Annotated in this window: 22 protein-coding genes; 2 read left to right on the forward strand and 20 right to left on the reverse strand. The window is 59.8% G+C overall.

Features of this window, described 5'->3' with window-relative positions; all coding sequences use genetic code 11:
* Positions 1 to 4 precede the first annotated feature (4 nt).
* The 13 genes from traU to ACODS2_RS17090 all read right to left on the reverse strand — a co-directional run bounded on the left by traU (position 5) and on the right by ACODS2_RS17090 (position 10,744).
* The gene (gene traU / locus ACODS2_RS17030; protein ID WP_488999897.1) at positions 5 to 1,087 is read right to left on the reverse strand and encodes a conjugal transfer pilus assembly protein TraU; all 1,083 of its coding nucleotides are present in this window, start codon (positions 1,085 to 1,087) and stop codon (positions 5 to 7) included.
* On the reverse strand, positions 1,084 to 1,743 hold the full coding sequence (gene traW, locus ACODS2_RS17035; RefSeq protein ID WP_488999898.1) for a type-F conjugative transfer system protein TraW: 660 nt from the start codon (positions 1,741 to 1,743) through the stop codon (positions 1,084 to 1,086). The genes traU and traW overlap by 4 nt, the downstream gene beginning before the upstream one ends.
* Positions 1,743 to 2,285 carry a S26 family signal peptidase gene (locus tag ACODS2_RS17040; protein ID WP_488999899.1) on the reverse strand — a complete coding sequence of 181 codons (543 nt, stop codon included), beginning with the start codon at positions 2,283 to 2,285 and terminating at the stop codon, positions 1,743 to 1,745. Before ACODS2_RS17040 ends, traW begins: the two co-directional genes overlap by 1 nt.
* Positions 2,269 to 2,823, reverse strand: coding sequence for a TrbI F-type domain-containing protein (locus ACODS2_RS17045; protein WP_488999900.1), 555 nt, complete (start codon positions 2,821 to 2,823; stop codon positions 2,269 to 2,271). Before ACODS2_RS17045 ends, ACODS2_RS17040 begins: the two co-directional genes overlap by 17 nt.
* Positions 2,816 to 3,151: a hypothetical protein gene (locus ACODS2_RS17050; RefSeq protein WP_488999901.1), complete on the reverse strand. Its 336-nt coding sequence runs from the start codon at positions 3,149 to 3,151 to the stop codon at positions 2,816 to 2,818. The genes ACODS2_RS17045 and ACODS2_RS17050 overlap by 8 nt, the downstream gene beginning before the upstream one ends.
* On the reverse strand, positions 3,148 to 5,694 hold the full coding sequence (gene traC / locus ACODS2_RS17055; RefSeq protein WP_488999902.1) for a type IV secretion system protein TraC: 2,547 nt from the start codon (positions 5,692 to 5,694) through the stop codon (positions 3,148 to 3,150). Before traC ends, ACODS2_RS17050 begins: the two co-directional genes overlap by 4 nt.
* Positions 5,695 to 5,700: 6 nt before the next feature.
* The gene (locus tag ACODS2_RS17060; RefSeq protein WP_488999903.1) at positions 5,701 to 6,393 is read right to left on the reverse strand and encodes a hypothetical protein; all 693 of its coding nucleotides are present in this window, start codon (positions 6,391 to 6,393) and stop codon (positions 5,701 to 5,703) included.
* A 3-nt stretch (positions 6,394 to 6,396) separates the two neighbouring features.
* Positions 6,397 to 7,263, reverse strand: a complete 867-nt coding sequence (locus ACODS2_RS17065; protein ID WP_488999904.1) for a DsbC family protein — start codon at positions 7,261 to 7,263, stop codon at positions 6,397 to 6,399.
* 15 nt (positions 7,264 to 7,278) lie between these two features.
* A complete protein-coding gene (locus ACODS2_RS17070; protein WP_488999905.1) occupies positions 7,279 to 8,643 on the reverse strand; it encodes a TraB/TrbI/VirB10 family type IV secretion system protein in 1,365 nt (454 codons plus the stop codon).
* Positions 8,640 to 9,437, reverse strand: coding sequence for a type-F conjugative transfer system secretin TraK (locus ACODS2_RS17075; protein ID WP_488999906.1), 798 nt, complete (start codon positions 9,435 to 9,437; stop codon positions 8,640 to 8,642). The genes ACODS2_RS17070 and ACODS2_RS17075 overlap by 4 nt, the downstream gene beginning before the upstream one ends.
* A 41-nt stretch (positions 9,438 to 9,478) precedes the next feature.
* Positions 9,479 to 10,042, reverse strand: coding sequence for a type IV conjugative transfer system protein TraE (locus ACODS2_RS17080; protein ID WP_488999907.1), 564 nt, complete (start codon positions 10,040 to 10,042; stop codon positions 9,479 to 9,481).
* Position 10,043: 1 nt separating this feature from the next.
* Complete coding sequence (gene traL / locus ACODS2_RS17085) at positions 10,044 to 10,328, reverse strand: type IV conjugative transfer system protein TraL (protein ID WP_179506120.1); 285 nt, start codon at positions 10,326 to 10,328, stop codon at positions 10,044 to 10,046.
* A 92-nt stretch (positions 10,329 to 10,420) separates the two neighbouring features.
* Positions 10,421 to 10,744: a hypothetical protein gene (locus tag ACODS2_RS17090; protein ID WP_008065176.1), complete on the reverse strand. Its 324-nt coding sequence runs from the start codon at positions 10,742 to 10,744 to the stop codon at positions 10,421 to 10,423.
* 296 nt (positions 10,745 to 11,040) lie between these two features.
* Between ACODS2_RS17090 and ACODS2_RS17095 the strand changes: the two genes are divergently transcribed.
* Entirely contained in the window at positions 11,041 to 11,430 is a 390-nt protein-coding gene (locus ACODS2_RS17095; protein WP_488999908.1) for a hypothetical protein, read from the forward strand.
* 87 nt (positions 11,431 to 11,517) lie between these two features.
* Positions 11,518 to 12,024: a helix-turn-helix domain-containing protein gene (locus tag ACODS2_RS17100; RefSeq protein WP_488999909.1), complete on the forward strand. Its 507-nt coding sequence runs from the start codon at positions 11,518 to 11,520 to the stop codon at positions 12,022 to 12,024.
* Positions 12,025 to 12,107: 83 nt separating this feature from the next.
* Here the strand turns inward: ACODS2_RS17100 and ACODS2_RS17105 are convergent, their stop codons facing one another.
* From ACODS2_RS17105 to ACODS2_RS17135, 7 genes are all read right to left on the reverse strand, one after another.
* Positions 12,108 to 12,491 (reverse strand): lytic transglycosylase domain-containing protein, encoded by a 384-nt coding sequence (locus ACODS2_RS17105; protein WP_488999910.1) that lies wholly within the window; start codon positions 12,489 to 12,491, stop codon positions 12,108 to 12,110.
* Between the two features lie 500 nt (positions 12,492 to 12,991).
* Entirely contained in the window at positions 12,992 to 15,697 is a 2,706-nt protein-coding gene (locus tag ACODS2_RS17110; RefSeq protein WP_488999911.1) for a DEAD/DEAH box helicase, read from the reverse strand.
* Entirely contained in the window at positions 15,690 to 17,375 is a 1,686-nt protein-coding gene (locus ACODS2_RS17115) for a site-specific DNA-methyltransferase (RefSeq protein ID WP_488999912.1), read from the reverse strand. Before ACODS2_RS17115 ends, ACODS2_RS17110 begins: the two co-directional genes overlap by 8 nt.
* A gap of 20 nt (positions 17,376 to 17,395) precedes the next feature.
* Positions 17,396 to 18,955 carry a GcrA family cell cycle regulator gene (locus ACODS2_RS17120; protein ID WP_488999913.1) on the reverse strand — a complete coding sequence of 520 codons (1,560 nt, stop codon included), beginning with the start codon at positions 18,953 to 18,955 and terminating at the stop codon, positions 17,396 to 17,398.
* A gap of 4 nt (positions 18,956 to 18,959) precedes the next feature.
* Complete coding sequence (locus tag ACODS2_RS17125) at positions 18,960 to 21,833, reverse strand: SNF2-related protein (RefSeq protein ID WP_488999914.1); 2,874 nt, start codon at positions 21,831 to 21,833, stop codon at positions 18,960 to 18,962.
* A 36-nt stretch (positions 21,834 to 21,869) separates the two neighbouring features.
* Positions 21,870 to 22,271 (reverse strand): hypothetical protein, encoded by a 402-nt coding sequence (locus ACODS2_RS17130; RefSeq protein WP_488999915.1) that lies wholly within the window; start codon positions 22,269 to 22,271, stop codon positions 21,870 to 21,872.
* 1 nt (position 22,272) lies between these two features.
* Positions 22,273 to 22,665 (reverse strand): helix-turn-helix domain-containing protein, encoded by a 393-nt coding sequence (locus ACODS2_RS17135; RefSeq protein WP_488999916.1) that lies wholly within the window; start codon positions 22,663 to 22,665, stop codon positions 22,273 to 22,275.
* Positions 22,666 to 22,697 lie beyond the last annotated feature (32 nt).

Raw genomic sequence — 22,697 nt, forward strand, 5'->3', positions numbered from 1 at the left:
CCCGTCAGAACGCGCAGCAATTGCGCTTGCGCCACAGGAGATAGCCCACGTCCTCGCCCACCACCGGATAGGTGTGGGAGGTGAGCTGGACGGCGGTCGATCCACCGGGCGGCTGGCAGGCGTAGTGGCCGGTGGTGGCCGCTACGGGATTGACCATTTGCAGCCGGTATTGCTGCTTCCGCATGATCGGCATGATGTATTTGCCGCAAAGGCCAGACTCGCCCATCGTGCCCCAGGCGAGCGCGGTCCGGTGCATCTTGAAGACCATGCGCTCGGCCGCGAGCCGCATCGACTGGTCCATCGTGTCATTGTTCCCGATGTTGCCGGTCATGGGGTACATCGAGCCATTGCAGCCAGCGCACCAGAAGAGCTGGTCAAGCGGCAAGGCGGCAGTGGCGGCGACGCAATCGGCAGCACAGGCGACCTGCGCCAGCGGGAAGTCGAAGACGACGGTCTCGGGATAGACCAGTGCGGCCAGCGTATCGTCGTTCCAGATCGGGTCGATTTCGGTCATGTAGGCCAGATCGAACGAGGCGGACTCAAAGCAGATAAAATCGCCCAGCAGTTCGAGCAGATAGAACAGCGGATAGACGTAATAATGCGCCTGATATTGGGCGCTCATCTGCGTGTTGCCACCCTTCTGCGATGGGGCCGAGACATGGCCGTTGCCCACATACATGCCGGGGTTGATGGTGAGCCCGCCAAGGTTGGGAAAACAGAAGGGCTTGGTCGTCACATCGATCAGGCGCACCGGTTCCCAGAAGCCGAAGGAAAGTCCGGGCCGGATCCCGCACAGGCAGACCGGCAGGCTGGGGTTTCCGGGATCGGGCTTGTCGCTCGGCCAGAGGTCGAAGCCGCCGATCGAGAGCGGGAAGAAGCAATCCCAGCAGATGTCGGTGATGGGATTGGGGAAATGGCCGTGGCAGGTGGGCGAACCTTGCGCCTGTGCCACTTGCGCCGAGCCGAGCGCCAGGCTGGCCGCGATCATTGCCCAGAACCGGCGGGCGCGGCGCAGTCGGGGCGCACCTTTGCCCGACCGAAGCCCACGCCCGAAGCGTTTCCAGAACACGGGGCGGATGCGCTTCATCGGCGTTCTCCTGAGCGTTCTCCGTTTCGGGCCAGCGCCACTTCGCGGATGTCGAGATGGTCGCCCTGCTGGACGAGCAGCGCTGGGGTGTGGGCGATGCCGAACTTGCCCGTCAGCGCGCCCATCTGATCGAAATAGAACCGCCGCTGGGTCGCCTTCATGAGGTCAGTGGGCGAGCCTTTGACCAGCACGATCCAGAGCTTGTCCGGCGCGCCCTGCCGCAAGGCCCAGTCGCGCTCTTCTGCGCTATCGCCATCAATGAAGGCGAAGCTATGCGCGAGGTTCAAATGGTTCAGAGGATTGAAGCGCTGGCCCTGCGCGGCGATCAAATGCCCGCGAGCATCACGGATGTCCTGCGACAAGGTAACGCTGGGATCGAAGCTCCAGCGCCGGTCGCTGGTGGCAGGCGTGATTCCTGCAACGGCATGGGGGCGCCGCACACTGGTCTCAGCAGCTTCGACAAAGCGCTGGTTCATGGCATCGAGCTTGCCGCTCTGCCGGGCAGCCTCGAGCCGGGCCTTGATGACTGCCAGCAGATCGGGCTCGGCAATCGACCAGGTCGGGCCAAAGGTGCCGAAGTCGCGGGCGCTCGCCATCATTGGCACGGACGAAAGGCCGAGTGCGGCAAGCAGGATCGAGGCGGGGCCGGCGCGCATCACAGGATGGGCGTCCCGATGCCGATCAACCGATCGCGGCAGACAAAGCCGATCGCGGCATAGCGGCTGTCGAACCCGTCCTTGTGCGGGCTTCCGGCATAGATGCATCCTTGAGGAATGGTGCCGGTGGGACCGGGCAGCAGATCCTCGCCCTGATGGGTCTTGGGCTTGAGGTGACCGACAGCCTGGCCGTTGACCAGCACATCGGCGCCTTGATGGCTCACCGTATCGCCCGGCACGCCATAGGCGATCTTGGCGAAGGGTTTGGGATTGGCCCCGAAATGCCGCACCACAAGGGGATCATGGCCGGGCGCGAAAACGACGTAATCGCCGCGCACCGGAAAGCGTCCCGTCTCGACCAGCAGCGCCCAGTTGGGAAGCGATTCACTGGCGTTGATGAGGAAGGCGTGATGGTCGTGCCAGTCCTTGAGCGCCGACCAACTGAGGGCTGCGCCGCCAATCAGCGCGATGCCGCCGAGCTTCAGCCGCCAGGACGCGCGGCGCGGAGCGGTGACCGGTGCGCTCTCACTTGCCGCTGCCATGATCGGCTCCCTTGGCATTGAAGAACTGCTGCATCTGCGCGGAAGGGCTGGCGATGGATGGCACCGCTGCGCCGCCTTGCGGCTTGGCGAGGCTGGCATAGGTCTCGTCGCGGATGGTGGCGGTGATGTCGGGGACATCGCCCGCAACGACGGCGTTGCTCAGCAGCAGGACTTCGCCTTGCGCGGCATGGCGCGCGACGGCGAGATTGAGGGCCTTGAGGTAAGCGCCGGTTTCCGCCGTGATCTGGTCGGGTGCAGCGCCGCTGCGAGCCTCAGCCTGGACATATTCGCGGACGAGATCGGCCAGTGCCACTTTTCGGATCGTGGTCACGCGCTGCTCGAGGCAGAGCAGCTTGTGCGTGGTCCAGCTTCCCCAGAGCAAGCAGGCACCGGTAAGCCCCATGGCCAGGATCTGGCGGCGATTGCTGGCGAGGAAGGCCAGCAGCCTGCGGCGTTTCCCAGGGACGGCGACGGCAGTGGAAGCCGTGTCCAGCCCCAAAGGCAGTTCGCCCTGCGGTTGCGGGGTGTCGTCATGCATCGTTGGAATCCTTGTTGCCAATGGGGTCTTCAAAGGCCCGGGCAAAGCCGCTGCGGCGGAAGAGGGCGACCAGCAGCAGGAGCGCGAAGAAGCCGATGATGACCTCTTGGTCGAACTGGTCGCGGCGGATGGCATTGGCCGCGACGTAGCGATCGGCCAGGTTGGCGAGTTGGGCCATGGTGATGGGCAGCGAGAAGTCGCCGATCGCAAAGAGGATCAGCGCCATGACGCCGGCAGCGGTCAACACATTGACGGCGAACCAGCCCATGAGGCGCAAGCCGCAGGCGGTCACGGCCCCCCAATTGATTGTGGATGCGCGCCGCGTCATGGCCGCGCTCCCTTGGCCTTGCGATCCAGCCCATAGGCGACGCATTCGATCGCCTCGGCCATGGTGGCGCCGCGCGCGACCTCGGCCTCGATCCGGGCATAGATGGCCGGGCTCGACGAATAGAGCGTGCCCGAAAAGGGATCGAGCACGAGGCGGCAGACCGTCTGCGTGTCCGGGCCGCGGATCAAGAGATCGGAATATTCCGTGCCATTGCGCTTCAAGGAGCGCAGCAGGGCATCGGTGAAATTGTCCATCTCGAACCGGTCGGACTTGCGGAAGTCCGCGATGGTTTCCGGCTTCTGCTGAAGGACCAGCATCCAGTCAGAGTTTTCCAGCGCTGCCTTCGAGCCGCCCGACTTGTAGAAATCATTGATCGACTGGGTCGCGGTGATGAGCGAGGCGCCATATTTGCGGCAGGTGCGCGAATAGGTCTCCACGAAATCCGCCATCGCGCCGCCCTTCAACATCGCCCAGGCCTCATCGATGATGAGCGCTTTGGGGATCTGACGGTCGAGCTTGCGCATCGTCTGCGAGGCAACGAACATGATCGAGGTCAGGACGACGCTGCGCAGTTCCTCGCGTGAGGATAGGTCGGACAGCTCGAAGACCGTCAGATCGGCCGAGAGATCGAGATTGGTGTCGCCAAGGAAGAACGGCCCGTAGGTGCCTGCTTCTGAGAAGGGCAGCAGCGCGGTGGCGAGGTCGTCAGCCTGCGGGTGACCGGCGGCGTGCAGGGCTGCGATAATGCCATCGACAGTGCCTTCGCGCGCCTTCTCGTTCCACACCGCGTTGACGGCCGCATCGATCAGCCCGCGCTCGGTGTCATTGAGGCGGTTTTCGTAGCGGGCCATCTGGCTGATGATGGCCTTGAGCATGGCGAGGCAGTCGACAAGATAGTCCTCGTCGCCTGCCGCAAGCTCGAGGTCGATCATGCGGAACGGGTTGATCGAGATCCCCGCCGACAGTTTGAACTCGGTGAACGTGCCGCCCAGCGCCTTCGCCATATGCTCGAAGGAGCGGCCATCATCGATGACGATGGTCTTGGCATTCACCCCGGCAAGGCTGGCGGTCAGATCCTGAAGCAGCACCGACTTGCCAGAGCCGGACTTGCCTGCGATCGCGACATTGTGGTTGCCGGCATTGTTCTGGAAAGGTGACCAGAACTGGGGCTGGCCGCGCCGCCCGATGAACAGCAGATGCGGGATGGCCCCGCCATTATACTCGCCCTGGACCGGCGCGAGGGCTGCAACATTGGCGGAGAGCACCGTACGGAAACGCCGCATCCGCATGAGATCGCGCGACAGGCCATCGGCCAGCGTCAGAGGAAAGGACGCCAGCAACCCGCCGGTCTGGAGATAGGTCTCGTCGATCAGATCCCAGCCAGCGGCCTTGTAAATGGCTTTCAGCGTCCGCTCATTCACATCGCCCCGGCCGAGGGGCGAGACCATGGTGACGCTGTAGTAGATCTGAACCAGCTTCTGCCCGAGGCGCACTTGCGCCTGCACATGCTCCCATTCTGCCGATTGGGTCTTGAGGGTCGGGACAAGGCGCGCGGCCTTGCCATCGGCGAGCGCCGTGGTGCGGGTGAACTTCCAACCCGCCTTGGCTTCGGAGGTCTCGGCCGAGGGGATGATCCCGGCGATCGATTGGAGCACAGGGCATGGTAGGCATAGCTTGGGATTGAAGATGTCGCCGATGACCTTCTGCGTGTCCCATGGCGCCCAGCGTTCGGGGAAGTAGCGCACCGACATGGTCCGCACATCGAACTCATGCGGGCTCATATCGGCCATTTCCGGGGTGCCATCGATCACCAGCCCTGAGGGGCGCAGCGACGGAGCCTCGAGGATCAGGCGATCTTTCTCGACACGGGTGACCAGATCGCGGCGGATGCACTGCTCGTTGATCGGGTCGAAGGGGCTGTAATCGGGCGCATCATCGCCAGCGCCAGTGGCCGGGCAGACCACATCGTCGATGAAGCGGATCAGCTCGGTCGGGCTGAAAATCCGGGTTTTGACATTGATCGAGTCGAGCGCCGAGGTGATCCCGTCGCGCACGGCGAGCAGGGTCTCGGTATCGACGCCTGAACCCGCACCAACGCCAACTGCAAACAGCACGCGGAACTGGCGCAAATGGAAAGGGCCATCCGTGGCGAGCGAGGCCCAGGCCCCACCGCGCAACAGATCGAGGCGGTAGCGCGCGAGCTTGTTGAACACCGCGCCCGCCCGGATGCGGGGCAAGGCCCATTCTTGCAGCTTCTCGGCGATGCGGGGCGAGGCATAATTGATGATCTGGAATTCGCAGCCCGCCACCAGCACATCGGAGATGATCGAGGTCAGGATTTCGCCGATGCGCTCGTCCGCACCCATGAGCGGGGCGAGTTCCAGGATGAAGCCCTTCGATCGGGTCAGGTGGAAGATCTGCGTCTCGGCGGCATAGGCGCGATAGCCCAGGAAATTGGCGAGCATCGGCACATCGCGCGTTTCAGCGCGGTGTTCGGGCGCTTCGCTGTCGCCAGTGACGAGTTCGATGAGCCGGGAGAGCATGGCGCGTCAGTCCCCCTGCGGCGGGAAGGTTGCAGCGCCCGCTTTGGTCTCACCAGCCTTGGCCGGTTCGGCTTTGATGGGGGCAGCGACCTGCTTGGGCTGGTTCAGGATCTCCTTCACCTGCGCCTTGATCGCTGCCGTCGGATCCGCTGTCACCGCCGGAGCGGCCTTGCCGGGTTCCGATGCCTTGGTGGTTGCGGGTGCTGGCGCCATCAGTGCCATGTCGGGAGCCATTTCCGCGAGGGTGAGCAGGCTCATGTTTTGCCCGGTGCCGATGGCTTTCGCGTCCAGCGGAGCGCTGGACGCCTCTGAAGCACGCAGTGCGTCGATGGGGACAAAACCTGTGGTGCGGGGGTGGAGGCGGCCCGATCCATCGCGCCAGGGCAGATAGACAATTCTGAGCACCGGCCGCGTTGCCGAACCGGCCGGGCCGATAAAGGTCCATGCCTTCTTCTCCTTGGGATTGGTGAATGCTTGGGAGCCGTTGGCGGCAGGCTCGCCATCGGGAGTGGGCGGCGCGTCCTTGGCTTCAGCCTCGGCGTCGATCGCGTGGATGGCGCTGTCATCGATCGTGGTCGAAGGCGCGCATGTGCCGCGCGGCGCGCTGCACACAAAGCCGCCTTTGATGTTCGAGTGGAACAGCGAGCAACCGGCCAGCGGCATCAGGCCTAGCACAGCGATGATGGGGGAAATGCGCATGGTTCAGGCGCCTCCCTTCAGCCAGCTTTCAAGGAACTCGCGTGGGCGGAAGCCCAGCAACACAGCGCCATCCTCGCGGACCAGCACGGGCGTACCGGTAAAGCCATGGGCGCGCGCGAAGGCCTCGTTGGCATCGAGGCCGCTGGTGTCGCAGGCGCGCTTGACCACGTCCTGATCGGCGTAGGCGCGCTCCATGGCCGCAACCTTGTCCTCGGCGCAGATCACACTTTCGGAAATCGCCCGCGTGCCGAGGATCGAGATCGGCCGTTCGGTGACGCGCACGCCCATGGCCTTGAGGGTCTGGTGCAAAGCCCGGCAATAGCCGCAGTGGAAGTCGCTGAAGACGGTAACGCGAGGGGCGTTGGGGTTGCTTGCCCCCCATTCAATGGCACCATTGGCCGGAAGGCTGGCAAGGCTCACCTTCTGTGCGGGCGCTGAAGCGGCCACCGATGCCGATTGCGGATGCGAAGGGGCAAGGCCGGCGCTCTCCGCCTCTTGCGCCTTGGCCGTGGCGGCCGCGCCGACCAGTATGTCGGGATTGATCGCCAGCAGGCGCACTGCGGTCAGATCCTGGTGCGTCTCCATGTCATAGATCCGCCCGACGATCAGATAACGGGCCGAGGGATCGATGTAGAAGAGGTTGGTGCCAGCCTGGACCTCGCAGATCCCCGGCACATGGCTGCAATCGACTTTGGTGACCGCAGTACGCGGCAGACGCTGGGTCAAGGCCCGCATGGCGGCGGCATCCCGCGAGACGGCAGGACGAGCGCGCGTGGCCGCGGCAGCACGGGCATCGGCGATGCTCGGCAAGGCTCCCAAAGCGAGACCGAGAACGGGCAACAGGCGCAGAAATGTTTGGCGGTGAGACACGTGGGTGGGTTCCCTTCAATTGCGGATGAAGACGCCGTCGAGGAACACCACCTCGACATCGAGGCCGGTCGGCATTTCGACGACTGGCTGGTACTGCTCGGCGCGCTCGATCAGATATTTGGAGACCATGTCGCCGGACTGGGCGACGCCTTGGCCAAGCCCGCCCTGGGCGATGTCCGAGGGCGAGAGCGTCGAGCGCTGGCCGTTCATGCTGACCGTGGGCGAAGTCAGATAGGCCGAGGAATTGGTCGAGAAGCCGCGGCCGAACCCGCCCAGCACGCCTGCGATGAAGGCCTGGCCCACCAGATTGCCCGAGCGATTGACCACGCGGCCACGCACACCGGTCTTGCCGCCAAAGGCAATGAAGCCTTTGACCTCACTCACTGCGACTTTGCCGCCCGGCTGCGGACAGGTCATGCGCTGGAGCTTCACATAGACCTTCTCGGACGAGAGGTCGGCGAGCGCCGCGCCATTGACCATGCAGCCCACGATATTGGTCTTGAGCAGCTTGCCAGCCACATAGACCGAGCGCGCGGGCCCCGTGATGCGCAGCACCACCGGCAGCGGATCGGTCTGGCTCTTGGTGTTGGTCGTGGCATCGACGCCCACCACCACTTTGGCTGTCGCGATCGAATTGGGCGGCAGATAGTTCTCGCTGTCGGTGAACTGGGTCGTTTTGCCCGGCACCATGCGTGTACCAGTGCCGCCGGCATCCCCGCCAAAGGAGAGCAGCTTCACCTCACTCGAACGCGGCGCGCTGGCCGGATCGATGGCGGCGCGGGCGGGATCACCGGAAGACTGGGCCAGCGGCGAACCGCTGGGGACCGAGGCAGAACGCTGATAGGTCGGCGGGGCGCCAGTGCCATAAAGCGCGCTCGGCCCGGCGGTGGCCCGCTGCATCTGGGTCGAGAGCGCCGAGATCTGCGAGCGAAGCTGGTCGTTCTCGGTCTGATAGGCCGAGAGCACCTTCGATCCATCGGTCTTGAGCGCCTGGTTCTGGCCCTGCAAATCCTCGATCTGCTTTTGGAGTTGATCCAGGCGGACGGAATCGCCTTGCAGCGTCTTGATCTGGTTGCCCTGCGTGGTGAGCTGGTTCTCCGACAGAGCCATCCATTCCTTGTCGGCCATCGACCGGTTGACCATGTCATCGGTCGAGATCTTGATGGCTTTGGGATCGTCCTTCTTCTCGACGGCCGCGTCCTTTGGTGTGGGCGAGGCAATGATCCACCACATGCCCGCCATCACCAGCACGCCGCCCAGACCCCACATGGCGATCTGCTGGTTGCGGCGGGTGGTGGCGTTGCGGGCGAGATCGTCGGTTGTCGATGCGGGCACCGATGACGGTGTTGCGGGGCTGCCCTGAGTGCTCGGCGCGTTCATGGCTGGCCTCCCGCATCAGCGCTGCGCTGGACAATGAAGGCGGTGGTTGCCTCGCCGGGGGCCAGACGGGGGTTGGTAATGCTCACAGCGATCGCGTCAGCAGGCGCGACCTTGTCCTCGGTCAGTGCCGCCGGCTTTGTCCCGCGATTGGTGATCTTGATGAGCTTGCCGGTGTAGCTGGCCCCGACATATTGCCCGACCATCTGGACGACGAGCGTATCGATGTTGACCGGCACCAGCGCGCGCCAGGTGATGTCGAAACCCTCGACCGGCTTCTGGGCATACATGGCGGCGATCAGACGGGCTGAGGCATCCTGCGGCGACAGGCCAGCGGGCCATGTCTCACCGACTGGGCGCGGATGTTCGACATCGGCATTGGCGATGAACACCTGCCGCGCATCACTGCCGCCCACGGCGCAGATGAATTTGTAGACGAAGCCTTTGCGGGTCGTGCCGAAGAAGGAGATCGTTTGCCTTGTAAAGCCATTGGCGACCGACAGGTAGATGTCGCCGCGCAGGGGCTCATTGACCACCTGGAAGTCATCGGCGGGATTGGGCGCCTGCACCTTGGAGACCGAGGCGAACTGGTCGTCCTTCAGCGAAATGCGGGTCAGGTCCTTCGCCGAGGCTTCGCAGCGCACAGTGCCATTGTCGGCAACAAGCAAGGTTTGATCGGCATAGGCTGGCGCGGCCGTGGCAAGGCCAGCGCTCACCAGCGCGATGCCAAGTGCGCGTTCCGCCCACCACAGGCGCGGGGCAAGGCTTGCCCCCGCCGACAATTCCAGAATGGCCATGAAGGAAAACCTCTGTGGGAAGAGGCCGGGCAAGGAAGCGCTCATGGCGTCTCCTCCGGCTTGGCAATCATCCCGAAGCCTTTGAGCTTCAGCGAGATGCCGTTGTAGGTCCAGGTGAAGCGGAAGGTGCGATGCTCGGAGGTCACCTCCTTGGAGGCGACCACGGTATGCAGCGTGCCGCCGACCGTGCTGGTCAGATGATCGGGATCGACCTGCATGCCATCGGGCGTGAAAAATTGGGTGATCTGCGAGCCTTGCTGCTCGGCCACCACTTTCATCAGCGCCTTTTTGACGTCGCCGCGTGCCTGCTCGTCAGTTACCTCGAGGATGGAGTCCATCCAGTAGGTCAGGCTCTGGGGCGAGCGATTGAGGGCAACCAACGCCACATCGCGGGTCACCAGTTCGAGATAGTCTTTTGAGACTTTGGTGCTGGTCAGCGTGAGCGGTGTGCGCAAGGTCGGCACCAGCACTACCTCGCGGTCCCTGCGACTGGCCGAAATGACGGTGGCGACGCTGATGATGCCAAGCACAATGCAGACAACGGCCAGGCCATTGCGCTGGCGCAGCACGCGTTGCGATTTGTCGTGGGCGAGATCGATGTCCATCTCAGCCCGCCAGCACGCGAAGATGGGACGGCGGGAAGCTCTTCATGGCGAAAAACTCGCCAGGAAGGTGCCAGTATCCAAAATGCAGGATCCAGGACATCGAGCGTCCGGCGCGGAGTTTGCGATAACCGAACCAGGCCACGGTGGAGAACACCAGCCCGATGACGATATGCGAAGCCAGAATGCCCCAGATGAAGGGGGTGACCATCACCAGGAACTCATCCAGCGTCCAGAACCCGATGAGTTCGGGGTCATCCAGATGTTTGGGGATCGCATAGCGTTCCATCGCTGCCCGCCGTCACAAGAGTTGATAGGGGATCGGGCCGGTCCGCGCGGGGCTGTGGGAGGGGCGATTGCCCTGCGCAGCCGGCCTTCTCGTCAGATGGTGGCGGTGACCATCGCGGTGACGATGGGAACGCCCGTCCCGGCGGCGACACCCGTGCCGACCGGCACGGCGACCTGCGCCAGCGAGAAGCGGCCCGAGGCCAGACCGACGATGCCGCCAGCAAGGCTCAGCACGGTGATCACCTTGCCGCCCGAACCGGACAGGAAGTTGGTGAACTGCGTGAGCGCGGTGTTGAACGAGGTGTCGGTGCCGGCAAAGGCGGCGCCCGGGCCTAGTATGGCCGCAGCCACCACTGCGACACCGAGATAAGGCAGGATCGAGGCGCGTTTGGGCGCCGGCAGAGCAAGGGACGTCATGAAGTAAGTCCTTTCGAGAGGGCCAGGACAAGGGACTTGTTCCTGCGCCGACCCAAAGGCTCCGCCAGTCGGGGACTCACCGACAAGTCGGCTCCCGCCAAATTCGAGCTAAATCAAGTAAAATTCCAAGGTCGGGCGTATGCTCGACTCGATTCGGCCCAACAGGTGTGTGGGAAGCGCCCAGTCGCGGGCGAAACGAGACGGGGCTTGTTTCAATCTCGCGCAAGCGTGGGCGCTCAGCGCCCATTATCGGGCTGAAATCATGGGGCAACAGGAGGTTGATATGGGGGCAGGCCATGAAAGAGGATCAGGCAAGGGATAATCATCAGCCGCGATCTCAAACCGCACATCGCCTGAAAATGAGCCCGGCGGCGTTTCGGGCGCTAAGCTTGGCGCTGCACAATCTCTCGTCGCGCGAGCTTGAGCTTTGCTCGCCCAGACGCCTGCTGACCACAGTGCTGTCCTCAGAGAAGAGAGAAATATTTCATATACCTCTCAACGTGTTGGACGGCATTTGTCATCACGACGCGCTGGTTGGCGAAGTGCCGATCAACATCCGGGTCGATTCCACGATCAATGATCGCCTGCGTGATTTTCGCGAAGAAGCGGGGCGACGGCTCGGTCGATCGGTCAGTGTGATCGAGGCGATCAGCGCTTGTGCCCATGTGCTGAACAAGGGTCTTTGAGCCAAAGCAACGACATTGCCTGAAACTTGACAAAAGTCGCCCTCCCGCGCCGGTTATGGTTAACGCCGCAGCGCGCCGAGGAGTATTATGACTGAGCCCATCACTCCAACCACTGACTATACTTTAGTATCCCATGACGGGGCGGCCTTGGTATCTGAGGTCCCGGTATCTGGGAGCCATTGCGCCTTGCTTCGGGACCGCATCAACCGCGATGGCCGGTCATTGGCAGAAATCGCATCGCTGGCGGGGATGAGCCGCCGCCAGCTTGGCCGTCTCCTTGATGGGCAGAAGCCTTTGCGCCTCGTCGATCTCAAGCGGCTATCGGCTATCGTCGGGATCGATGCCGCCAAGGCGGTCATTGCCATCGAGATTATCGGTGATTGGAGCGCCTATGATGAGCCAGTGCTGGAGATCCTCATCCGGATGCTGGCACCCGTTTTCAAGAAGGTGGATGCCAGCGCCGACTTCCCGATGGAGCCTTTGTCGGTGGCGGCCCAAGAGAAGTTCACGACCTGGCTTGCCGACATTCTGGTCACCAATCAGAAGCAGATCCGACAGCGCCGCGATGAGTTCGTAAAGTTGCCATCGCTCTGAAATCCCCTCGGCCCGAACAATATGGGCAAACGGCTGCAACTCCCTCGGGTCGCCGCAGCTGCAACGAATTGAGGGGCGCCAGACTATTCGCGAAGCGGCACAGGCGCCGCAAGCTGCCGCTGCATGGTCACCAGAATGTTCGAGACATAGTGGATGGTCTCGTTGATGCGGGGCACGCGGCCTGTTGCCCGCACGCGGCCCGCGCCAGCATTGTAGGCGGCCAGTGCCAGATCGAAACGGCCGAATTCATCGAGCAAAGCGCGCAGATAGCGCGCACCACCGCGCATGTTCTCGCGCGGGTCCAGGATGTTGCGCACGCCCAGGAAACGGGCGCTGGCGGGCATGAGCTGCGCGAGGCCAGTAGCGCCCTTTGGGCTGACGGCGACTGGGTTGTACCGGCTTTCCTGAATGATGAGAGCGTCGAACAGTCGAGCGGGCACGCCCGCCTCGCAAGCAGCAGCTACCATACTTGAATACCATGCGGCGCGACGGCGCTCTGCCTGGTCTGGCAGTTGCGGACTAGGTGCATAAGGCTCCGCCCAACAAGGTATTGGATCAGTGGGAAATTCGTCGCGGAAGGTTTTCCGCCTAGGCGAAGCTGGGATTGCTCGGCGCGGTTTTAGACCGCCATCCGCCATGGGCAGTTTATGCTCAGCCATGCTCGTGAAATCGTCCAGTAGGGATGACGCACCTTTGCTAGGCTTCCCATCATGATCGGGGACACGGAGGGCAAACGGCTGGAGCTTACCTGCTGAACTGTCGAAGTTCTCAAGGGTTACGCTCTGCGCGGCGGCCATCGACGGGTAAACTGATGAGCCGATCATAGCGGCAAGCAGCAAAAATCTTGTTTTCACAGTCCTGATCTCTCAATCAGGCTTGGTCCGGTTATCGCGCTGCTAATCTCGGATAAATAGGCTCTCGGGGCAAGGCTGGGGCGCCCACTTTATCGCAGGCGCCCCACATGTCATCAAATCTTAGTGCCGTACCGGGCCACAAGTCCCGCCAAAGTCGCGTTCTCAGTTACAGCTTGGTCAGGTATCAAGGCATATTCCCAAGGCTTGCCATCCCCTTCTGCTGCAAATTCGTTGGCATGTTTGATCCACTCGGCGGCAGCTCTCGCCTTTTCTTTGACGATGGGATCGTCCATTTCCCGCTCAGCCTTGATCTCTGCGATCAGTTTCCGGTCAGAAAGCTCAACGACGAAATCCGGTTCGTATGGCTTACCTGGTTGGTATTCGATGCGGAATTGATTGCGGGCCGGCTTGAGCCAACGGATCACGTCCTTTTCGAATTCGCTGTCGATCAAAACAGCAAACCGGCGCTCAGGATCAGAATGGAATTTGTGAAATTTGTAGGGGCTCTTTTGCCCCCCACGGAACGTGTATCCGGGCGTTGCTGAAAGGGGATTGGCGGCCTCAGTCAGTAGCAGGGATTTGGCAGGTGAATACGCGATATTCTGGGGCTCAAGACTGCGGAAAGACCGAACCTTGGTTGCACGATATTCTGCCGGCGTCTGCCGGTAATGTTGCTTCATTTGGACCATGATGCGCTGCGCCAAGGCCTTGCCTTGCGCCAGCGCGACGTTCTCAACATCGTCTTCGCTTTGCAGGTAGCTGCGCAAGTGATCTACCATTTGCCCTGCCAGCTTATAAAGAAGATCGGCTTGGCTATCGTAATCAACCTCGGGATAATCCATGAGGAAGCGCACGATATAGTTTTCGATCCTATCTTCTCGCGGCCCGTCCAAGGCTCGCGCCAGTTCACGCTGGGTTTGATCGCGCAGATTGCGGACGAGCAATCGATCCGAGATCGGCTGAAACCGGATGTCGCTGATCCCCGAGAGGTCAAAATCCTCGAACCAAAAATTGACCTCGCGGCTCGGAAGAACGACGATTTCAGGAATTTCGATGCTGTTATCAGCGATGCTGGCGGTAACCACAGCAACGAGTTGGTCGACATCGGGCTGGGTGACAATGCCCTCAAGTGTTCCTTGGCGAGCCTTGGAGATCCGGCGAACGTCCTCAGCAATGCGCTTCTGGACTTCGGGACTTTTCAATTCTTTGTGACCGCCCTTTAGCTCACGCTCATACTTCTCGCGAATAAGGTCGATCGTCAACTGAGCGACCTTCCGGTCTTCAGGTGTATCAAAAATGGCTGGCGCTGGCGCTTCTCGCACCTTGTCGTCGCCTTCTGGCACCTGCGGAGCCGTGCCGGTCAGTGCGGCTTCGAACGCCGTGGGCACGGTCAGGACCGTTTGTGGCGCGGTGGTGATGTCTCCCCCTTCGCCGATCGTGTATTCCTTGATCTGAACGATCGAGTCCGCTTCTCGCGCCTTTTTGATCACCTCGTCGAAACGGTCATGCGCGATCACTGTAAGCGTATCGACCGCCTCATTCCCTGTCCGCTCGCCATAGGGCAAGCGCAGACCGCGCCCGAGGGTTTGCTCAGTCAGGATGTCTGATGCCGAGGCTCGGAGCGGGACGATTGTGTAAAGGTTGGTGACGTCCCAGCCTTCTTTCAGCTTGTTGACGTGAATGACGATGTCGGTGTCACCCGCTTCCTCCAGACGGACCAGGCGCGACATGGCGTCATCGCTTTCCTCTCCCTTCGTGTTCGAGTGGACCTCGATCACACGGCCCTTATAGGCCCCCTTGAAGAACTCATCGCCTTCGATGCGCGCTTTCAACTTGCCAGCATGGGTTGTGTCTTGCGCCACCACCAGCATGAAGGGGAACACCCGCTTTCGCCCCGTCTGCCGAGCATAAAGCTCCAATTCGGTCTTCACGAACTCGTGATAATGCACACCGTCCTCAAGCATGATCGCCTCAAGGCCATCGGCGTCATAATCCTTGGGATTGAAATCGGCGCGCGTGGCGACGGCCGGCTCTTTCACAAAGCCATCGGCCATGGCGTTGCCCAAGCCGTAGTTGAAAATGACGTTCCGGAACTCCTTGTTGGTCCCGACGGCCTTTGGCGTGGCGGTCAGTTCCAGCCCCAGCTTGGGGTTCAGTTCGAAAAGCGTCTTGGCCCCGGCCTTGGCGCGATAACGGTGCGCCTCATCCATCAACAGCACGAGATCGGGGAGCTTGGACAGGTAATCGAAATAGCTGTCGCCCAAGGTCTCGCGGAAGCTGCGGATTTTGCCGCCTTCCTTGTTGATCTTGTCGACGTTGAAGATGTTGATGATTGCTTCCGAGCCGAAAAGATCGGCGCCGCGAATGCCGCGCCCCTCCTGCCAGGTATCGCCGGTGACGATCACTGGCGGCGTCTGAGCAAACTGCGAGATCCCGCGGAACACATATTTGGGCGACGATTGCTTGGAAAAATCCGCAATGAGCTTGTCGTAAATCGTCGTGTTCGGCGCGAGCACGAAGAAATTTTTCGATCGGCCAGACAGATAGAGATAGGCGATGAATGCGCCCATCAGGCGCGTCTTGCCCACGCCGGTGGCGAGGGAGAAGCAGATCGAGGGGAACTCCCGCTCGAAATCGGCAACTGTCGGATACTGGGCCTTGATCGCCTCCAAAAGCGCCACCGGGTCGGTCTCGGCGCTGAAATCCATGTGGCTCAGCACGTCACCAAGAATCGACAGTGAGTTTTCCTGTGGCGCGCGTAGCGAGAGCCGCTGGGCAATCTGGCGGCGGATACGGGTTTCGTTCACCGGCTCACTCATCGCCAGCCTCCCCGCCGAACAGGTCCATCGCATCGGGCTTGGCCTTGCTGCTCCGCCTGCCCTTCTTGGGTGCCTCATCTTCCGTAGGCTCGCCGTCATCCTCGGCGACTGGCAGGTTCTGAATATTCAGCGAGTAATCATCACGGCCCCATTCGCATTTTTGCAGGATCGAGGTCGGGATCTTGACCAGCGTCAGATTGTCGAAAGCATCAGCTTTGGCGTCGAATGCTTTGCAGCAAATCAGCAAGCTGCGGTCAGGGCCGACATCATGCGCGATCTTGGCGCAAGCATCATGCGTTAGAGCCTGCGTGGTCACATAGATGAAATCGGTCTCGGTCGAATGGCCATGCCGCCAATATTCCTGGGAATCCTCGGCGGGCGCATAGGTAAAGCCCATGTGCTTGCACATGGCCTCGGCCAGCATTGCCGGGTTGTAGTCCTTGGCAATTACCCAGTTGCCGTATTTGTCCTGTTCAAGCAGTGATGGGGCAAGATTGAAGTAGCGGAAGCCTCCGCCGCCTTTCCATTCAAACACTTTGCTGACCCCACCTTGATCAGTACCGTCGATCACTTTCTGCAAGCGGGGAATGATATGCGTTTCGGCATGGGTGCCGATCTCGACCATGATCCAGCGGCGTCCCATTTTGTGGGCCACAGCGCCAGTGGTGCCTGAGCCCGCGAAAGAGTCTAGGACTAGGTCGCCAGGGTCAGTCGCTAAGTGGACAATGCGCTGCATTAACCTCTCGGGTTTTGGTGTCCCGAATAAGTCGTTCACAAAGAGGTATCGCATCTCCTTTTTGGATTCGTCGTTGTGGCCAACCTCGTCATATGGCCATATTGTTGTGCTCGGGATCGTTTCGCTCACTTCAGAAAGGAAACGCTTATAGGCCGGTCTAGAGTCGCCCGCCTGTCCGAAATAAATTCGGTTGTCAGCGATAAGATCCTCAAATTTTTCCTTTGTATAGCGCCAGCTTGTGCCCGCAGGAGGCATAACTTCTCGCCCGCTCGGAAGGCGGACAGGGAAGATAGCGTAGTCTCTCGCTTCACTTCTGAGTACGTCGCTAGCCTTCCATGGCCCACGCGGATCGTTGTCCTTATTCGTGTAGCGATCGGTCTGCTTATTAGATTTCGGAAGACGGTTGATCTTCAGATTTTCCAGAGATTTCGCATATGCCAGAATAAAATCATGAGAGGCAGACAAGTATTTTGAATCTGATTTTGGCGCGTATTTTTTCTGCCAGATGGCAGTTGAAATGAAGTTCTGCCTTCCGAAAATTTCATCGCACATTACTTTGAAATAGTGCGCTTCGTTATCGTCTAAAGTCACCCATAGCGAACCATCGTCGGATAGCAGCCGTTTGATGATCTCCAACCGATCCCGCATCAGGCTAAGCCACAGCGAGTGCTCCAGCCCATCGTCATAATGGGTGAACGCCGATCCGGTATTGTAAGGCGGATCGATGAAAACGCACTTTACTTTCCCCGCGTAATCCTGCTCAAGCGCCTTTAATGCGAGCAAATTATCGCCCTTAATAAGCATATTATCAAAGATATCGCCTTCACGCCGCACTTGCGCGTGATAGCTCTTCGAGGGATCTTCGATCAGGATACGCGGCTCCAGCTTGGGGCGTTCATCCTTGCCGGGCCAGGTCAGTTCAAGCTTGGTCTTTTTGGTCATAACAATGCGATAGCGCCTTCTCAGTCGATTGTCTCGCCCGCGGTGGGAGTTTTGAACGGCAAGCCCAATCGCTTGGCCTTGCTGATAACGGCATTGCGGCTTGTGCCTCCCAGCGCCTCGGCAATCTGGGCCGCCGAATGGCCCGAAAGCCAAAGCTGCCTGAGCATCTCAACCCGCTTCCCAGACCATTGGCCACTGTCAGAATCATCTGACCAGTCATTGCCAATCACCGCCGTGGCGGCAGCCATACGGCGATCCAGCAGTTCCAACTCTTTGCTCACCGCAGCTCGTGCATCTTGATTGGCCAGAAACTTGCGCGATCCCGGGAAAAACTTCCGCCCATGCTCCGTCAGGTCTTCAAGCTCGGCCGCAAGCATGGCCCGCTTGACGGCGAGGTCATCGCTGATCGCGAGCTTGGGCAAAGGCTGCACGATCTTGACTGGCGGCTTGGGCGGGACGGCCGCTTCGACGGCCCCCAACCGCTTTGGCAGTCCGAGCCGATATGCCTTGCCGATCACCGCGTTGCGCTTGACCCCACCCAGCGTGAGGGCGATTTCATCGGCAGAGATGCCATCTGCCCACATCTGCTTCAGGGTCGCCAGCCTCGTCGGTGTCCATGTTCCATTGGATTGATCGACCATCTGCGATTTGGGAAGAGGCCCTACAGCCCTGTCGCCTTCGGCAGGCTCGACGATGACTGCCTCAGCGCCCGATGATGGCGAGCCATTGCCCTGTACATCTTGGGATGATTCATTCTGCTGCGCGGCTTCCTTCGCCGCGTTGGCGCGAAGAGCGGCGCCTACTTTTGCCAGGACAGATTCTGCATTTTCGATTGGCGCCTCGGCCTCGGGCGCGGCCGGCGCATAGAAGCTACCCTCAGTCCATTTGGGGGCAATCTCACACTCTGCTCTCGGGCAACCGGAACGCCAACGCACCAGGTAGAGCGGCTCAACTTCAATAAGCACATCCGTGCGGCGCCAGAGCATTTCCTCATGGGCCTCAGCGCGTCGACGCAGCGAATTGCGCTGGTCAACATAATCAGCGAGGAGGCTATCATTCTCAGCCTCTAGGTCGGCAATCACGGAGTTGAGCGCGATCTGAGCCTCGATGGTTGTGTCCGGCCGGCGCCGCCGTTGACGCAGAACGCCGATCTGGTGCTCCAACTGCCTTGACCTGGACTTGACCGCACGATCAAGGGCCTCGACCTCCCGCTGAGATTGGTCGTAGAAGGCAGCCAGATCGGCATTGGTGGATCGCTGCCAGCGCGCGTAGAACGCCCCTTCTTCCTCACATAGAAGATCATCGAGCACCATCGGCGGCTCTTCGTAGCAATAGTCGAGGCCGCTCCACGAGCACTGCGTCAAGTGCAAGGCCCGCCACGAGGGGATAATGTTGTCGCGATCATCACAAGCAACGATCAGTGTGCTGCTCAAAATGTCATGCTCGCTCTGAATCGTTGCCTGGGCCGCAAGAAGCCATCCTCTCTGACCACGGAATGCAGCGACATGCTTCCAGTCGCCTTCATAGGAACTGAAATCGAGTTCGAGGCTGATCGGGACCTGACCAATCTCGACCAACATGGCGTTATGCCGCCATCGCGCTTTCTGGGCGACTTGAACCGGCAACCACAGTCCATCGTAGTGTGAAAAGCTGCTGGATCGTGGGTTTCTGATTCAGTTGGTCGGCAAATTCATCGAGCATGTCCTCAACTTTCCGGCGCGCATCTTTGCGGCGCTGGAATTTTGAAAGCTTGATGTCATCGACCTCGTTTTCCATCCGCTTAATCTTGCGCGTAATTTCAATTTTGTCCTGCATAGAGGCATCCGCCGCACGCTTTTGTTTTTTCAGGTCTTTGATCTCGGTTTCAAGTGCAGCGATTTGCGCATCAAGTTCGACCTCAACATCGGCAGCATACCGATCGAGCCGATCACTCTCGGCCTCAAGCCAAGCCTCGTTCTCCTTGAACACGCGATCAGAAAAGCTGCCGAACAGCCCATCTCGTATGGCGGCAAGGCTTGCCTCATCCGGCTGCCGGGCTTCGACACCCAGATCATCTGCGGGCGCAAGGAGCAATTGATCGGCGACTTCGGCCTTGATCGAATTCCCTTGGTCATCAACACATGCGATCAGCAATTCTTCCCGCAGGGCATTGGCAGACGGCATCACTGCCTTGAACACCTGCATCCAACCGGACTGACCTACAAGACCACGTGCAGCGCCAAGCTGGCCGCCATATGGAAAGCTTTCCGGCTCAAACCGGACGCTGCCAACCTTGCCGGTGTGATCGCGGCTTTTCGCGGCTTCGACCAACTCGGCCCCCAAACCCTCATTGACGCGGAAAAACTGCCAATCTCGTTCGTCTGCCTGCGGCCATTCGGTTGTGTAAGTCTGACCGTTGACCGAAAAAACCTCCGAACCTGCGCCATCGAATTGCGCTTCGGGCAGTTCGGCATGAGCCACCATAAGCAACCGCTGGCGGTACTCTGGCACGACCCTCTGCAATTCCTTACCGCGATCCTGCAACTTGGAAACGACGGTAGCATCCATCTCGCCGAGCAGCTTGTTGCGAGCCGCTTCAAATGCTGCATCGATATGATCTTGGATTCGAGATTTCAACTCATTGAATTCAAGCTCAATTTGATCAGGCGTCCTGCCCTCCTGGACGATGCGCAAGACTTCCTTCTCGAAGTCAACACCGCTCATCAATGTCCCGAGAACCTCGTCGCTGGCACCAAAAACGCCTTCAAAGAGATGGAACTTCTCACTCAACAGTTCATGGATGCGCTGCTCTGTCTGGTTGGTAAGATCGAGCATGTTGACCACGGTGACGTCGATCTTTTGCCCATACCGATGGCATCGGCCGATCCGCTGCTCAACACGCTGGGGATTCCAGGGCAGGTCAAAATTCACAAGCAGCGAGCAAAATTGAAGGTTGATGCCTTCCGCACCGCTCTCGGTGGCAATCAGAATTGCCTTCTCGTCGCTCTTGAATGCCTCGACGATGGCCGCCTTCATATCGGCGCTCTTTGAACCAGAAACCTTGTCCGTCCCTTTATGGCGGGCGAGCCATTCAGCATAAATCCGACGGCTTTCGTCGTCGGAATTTGAGCCATTCATGAGCACGACCTTGCCCGCATAGCCGTGTGTATCCAGCAGATCCCGAAGGTAACGCTGGGTCCGAACGCTTTCTGTAAAAATTACCGCCTTGCGCGTGCCACCTTTCGCATGGATTTCGTCCATAACCTGCGGCAGGCGCTTGAGCAGTTCCTCGCCTTTGGCGTTTTTGGAAATGGATTGGGCAAGCGCAAGATAGCTCTGCAATTCTAGGATTTCTGCCTCGATCATCTCGGGTGTGATATGGACATCATCGTTCTCGTCGACGTCCTGATCGGCTTCTTCAACTGTCGTGCCAAAATCCTCAATGTCATCCGTCATGTTAAGGGATGCTGCTTTCCGACGTTGCAAGCGCTCGATCAGCGTCTCTAGATATTTGGCAACTGCAAAGCTCGAGGAACCCAAGATTTTGCGTACTTGCAGAACTACCAACTGGTTGGCACGATCTCCATACGAAACGGTATCTGTGCGCTTCAAAAAAGTAGATAACTGCTCATAGAGATCTCGTTCCGGCTGCGACGGATCGAAATGAAAAGTCTTCGCATTGCGCTTGGTAAAGCTGATGTGGCCGGCCTCTTGAACTTGCCGGCGCAGTGACCGGTGACAAATTGGCTTCAGCCGGTCGCGCAACACATCCAAAGCTGCCGACGAAGCGCCACTGCCTGCATATTGCGCTCGGAATGCATTTTCGCCGCCAAAGTGCTCGTCATCAATTATGGAGATGATACCGTATAGCTCCATCAGCGAGTTCTGAAGTGGCGTCGCGGTTAGTAGGATCTTGAAGTGATCCTGCAGGGCATCTTTTAGGTCTTTAGCTCGTGCTGAGCCGCCTTTGCGGTATACGTTGCGAAGGCGGTGAGCTTCATCGAAAACCACCAAATCCCAACGGACATGACGCAAGTCATCGGCTTTGCGGGCAGCAAACTCATAGGAGACGATGATGATACCATCCACAGCCTCGAACGGGCGGCGATTTCCGGCCTGCCGTAAGGCACGATAGGTGGCCGCTTCCATGATCTCGCTGCGAAGCGAAAATTTCTCGTAGAGTTCTTGCTGCCACTGCTTTCGCAGCGAGGCAGGAACAATCAAAATCATTCGCCGCCGATGCTCCGCCCAGCGCTGTGATAACACCAGACCGGCCTCGATGGTTTTGCCCAAACCTACTTCGTCTGCGAGCAGCACCCCTTTGGAAAGCGGAGACTTGAGGGCGAACAGGGCGGCATCGACTTGGTGGGGGTTCATTTGGACTCGCGCTGAAGTCAACGACCGCGTGAACGCGCTGTCATCGACACCAGCAAGGGTGATTTTGTGAGCCTGGTAATGCGCCTGAAGAGAAGTATACAAAGCTCACACCCATTTGAATTTGCCGAACAACGAATATTATTTTTTGGACCAGAAGCGTAGAACGCTAATGCGGCCAAATTTATTCTCCGCTCGATCTATTAGCCATAGCGGCAAGAGGAGCGAGATAAGGATGATTGATATAGTTTTGGTTTCAAAAGTTTTTTGAAAGAAGGCGAGGATTAGCGCGATCAAGGCAATGGTGGCGAATGTTAATACCGTTATTTTTGCGAACGCCAAACTTTGCGGGATGATCTCAAGCTTAAGGCGATCCATCTCCGCGACACGTTGCCGCTCAGCTTCAAGCTCAGCCTCCTTACGGCGCATTTCTTGCCGCAATTCAAAGCGATCTGCCATCAGTTTCTCGATTGGCGGGTTCACTTCCTTTAGAGCAGCAAGCAAGCGCTTGTCGGTGATATTTGGCAATCGATCGTCAGTCATTTCATGCGCTCAATGCAAAAATCTTCTCACTCATTGCTGGGCTAATTTCGCCATGCTCTAGCAGATACTGAAACAGAGCGCCGCCGAGCTTGACCAATGCATCCTTATCCACTTCGTCACCGCCGCGACCCAGGTAAGTCCAAGCCGTTTCAATAGAGCGTGCGTATGCCTCATCCAGGCCCGTTTGATCCGGCCGACCCTCACCGGTCAAAACCCAAGCGGCGCTAACCTTGTAGCGCTCCGCAAAGCCCAGAATGACGCTGGCAGGCGGTTCGCGCAGGCCTTTTTCATAATTCACCAGAGCGCCATGCGAGATCCCAAGTTCCGAAGCAACGTCGGCTTGATTCAAGCCGAGAGCCTTCCGGATCTCCAGAATGCGGCCTCCGATGCTCATTCAAAATTCCCCTTCCAAGGGCCTTGACGAAT

It is taken from the genome of Novosphingobium sp. FG137 (genome assembly GCF_057809735.1).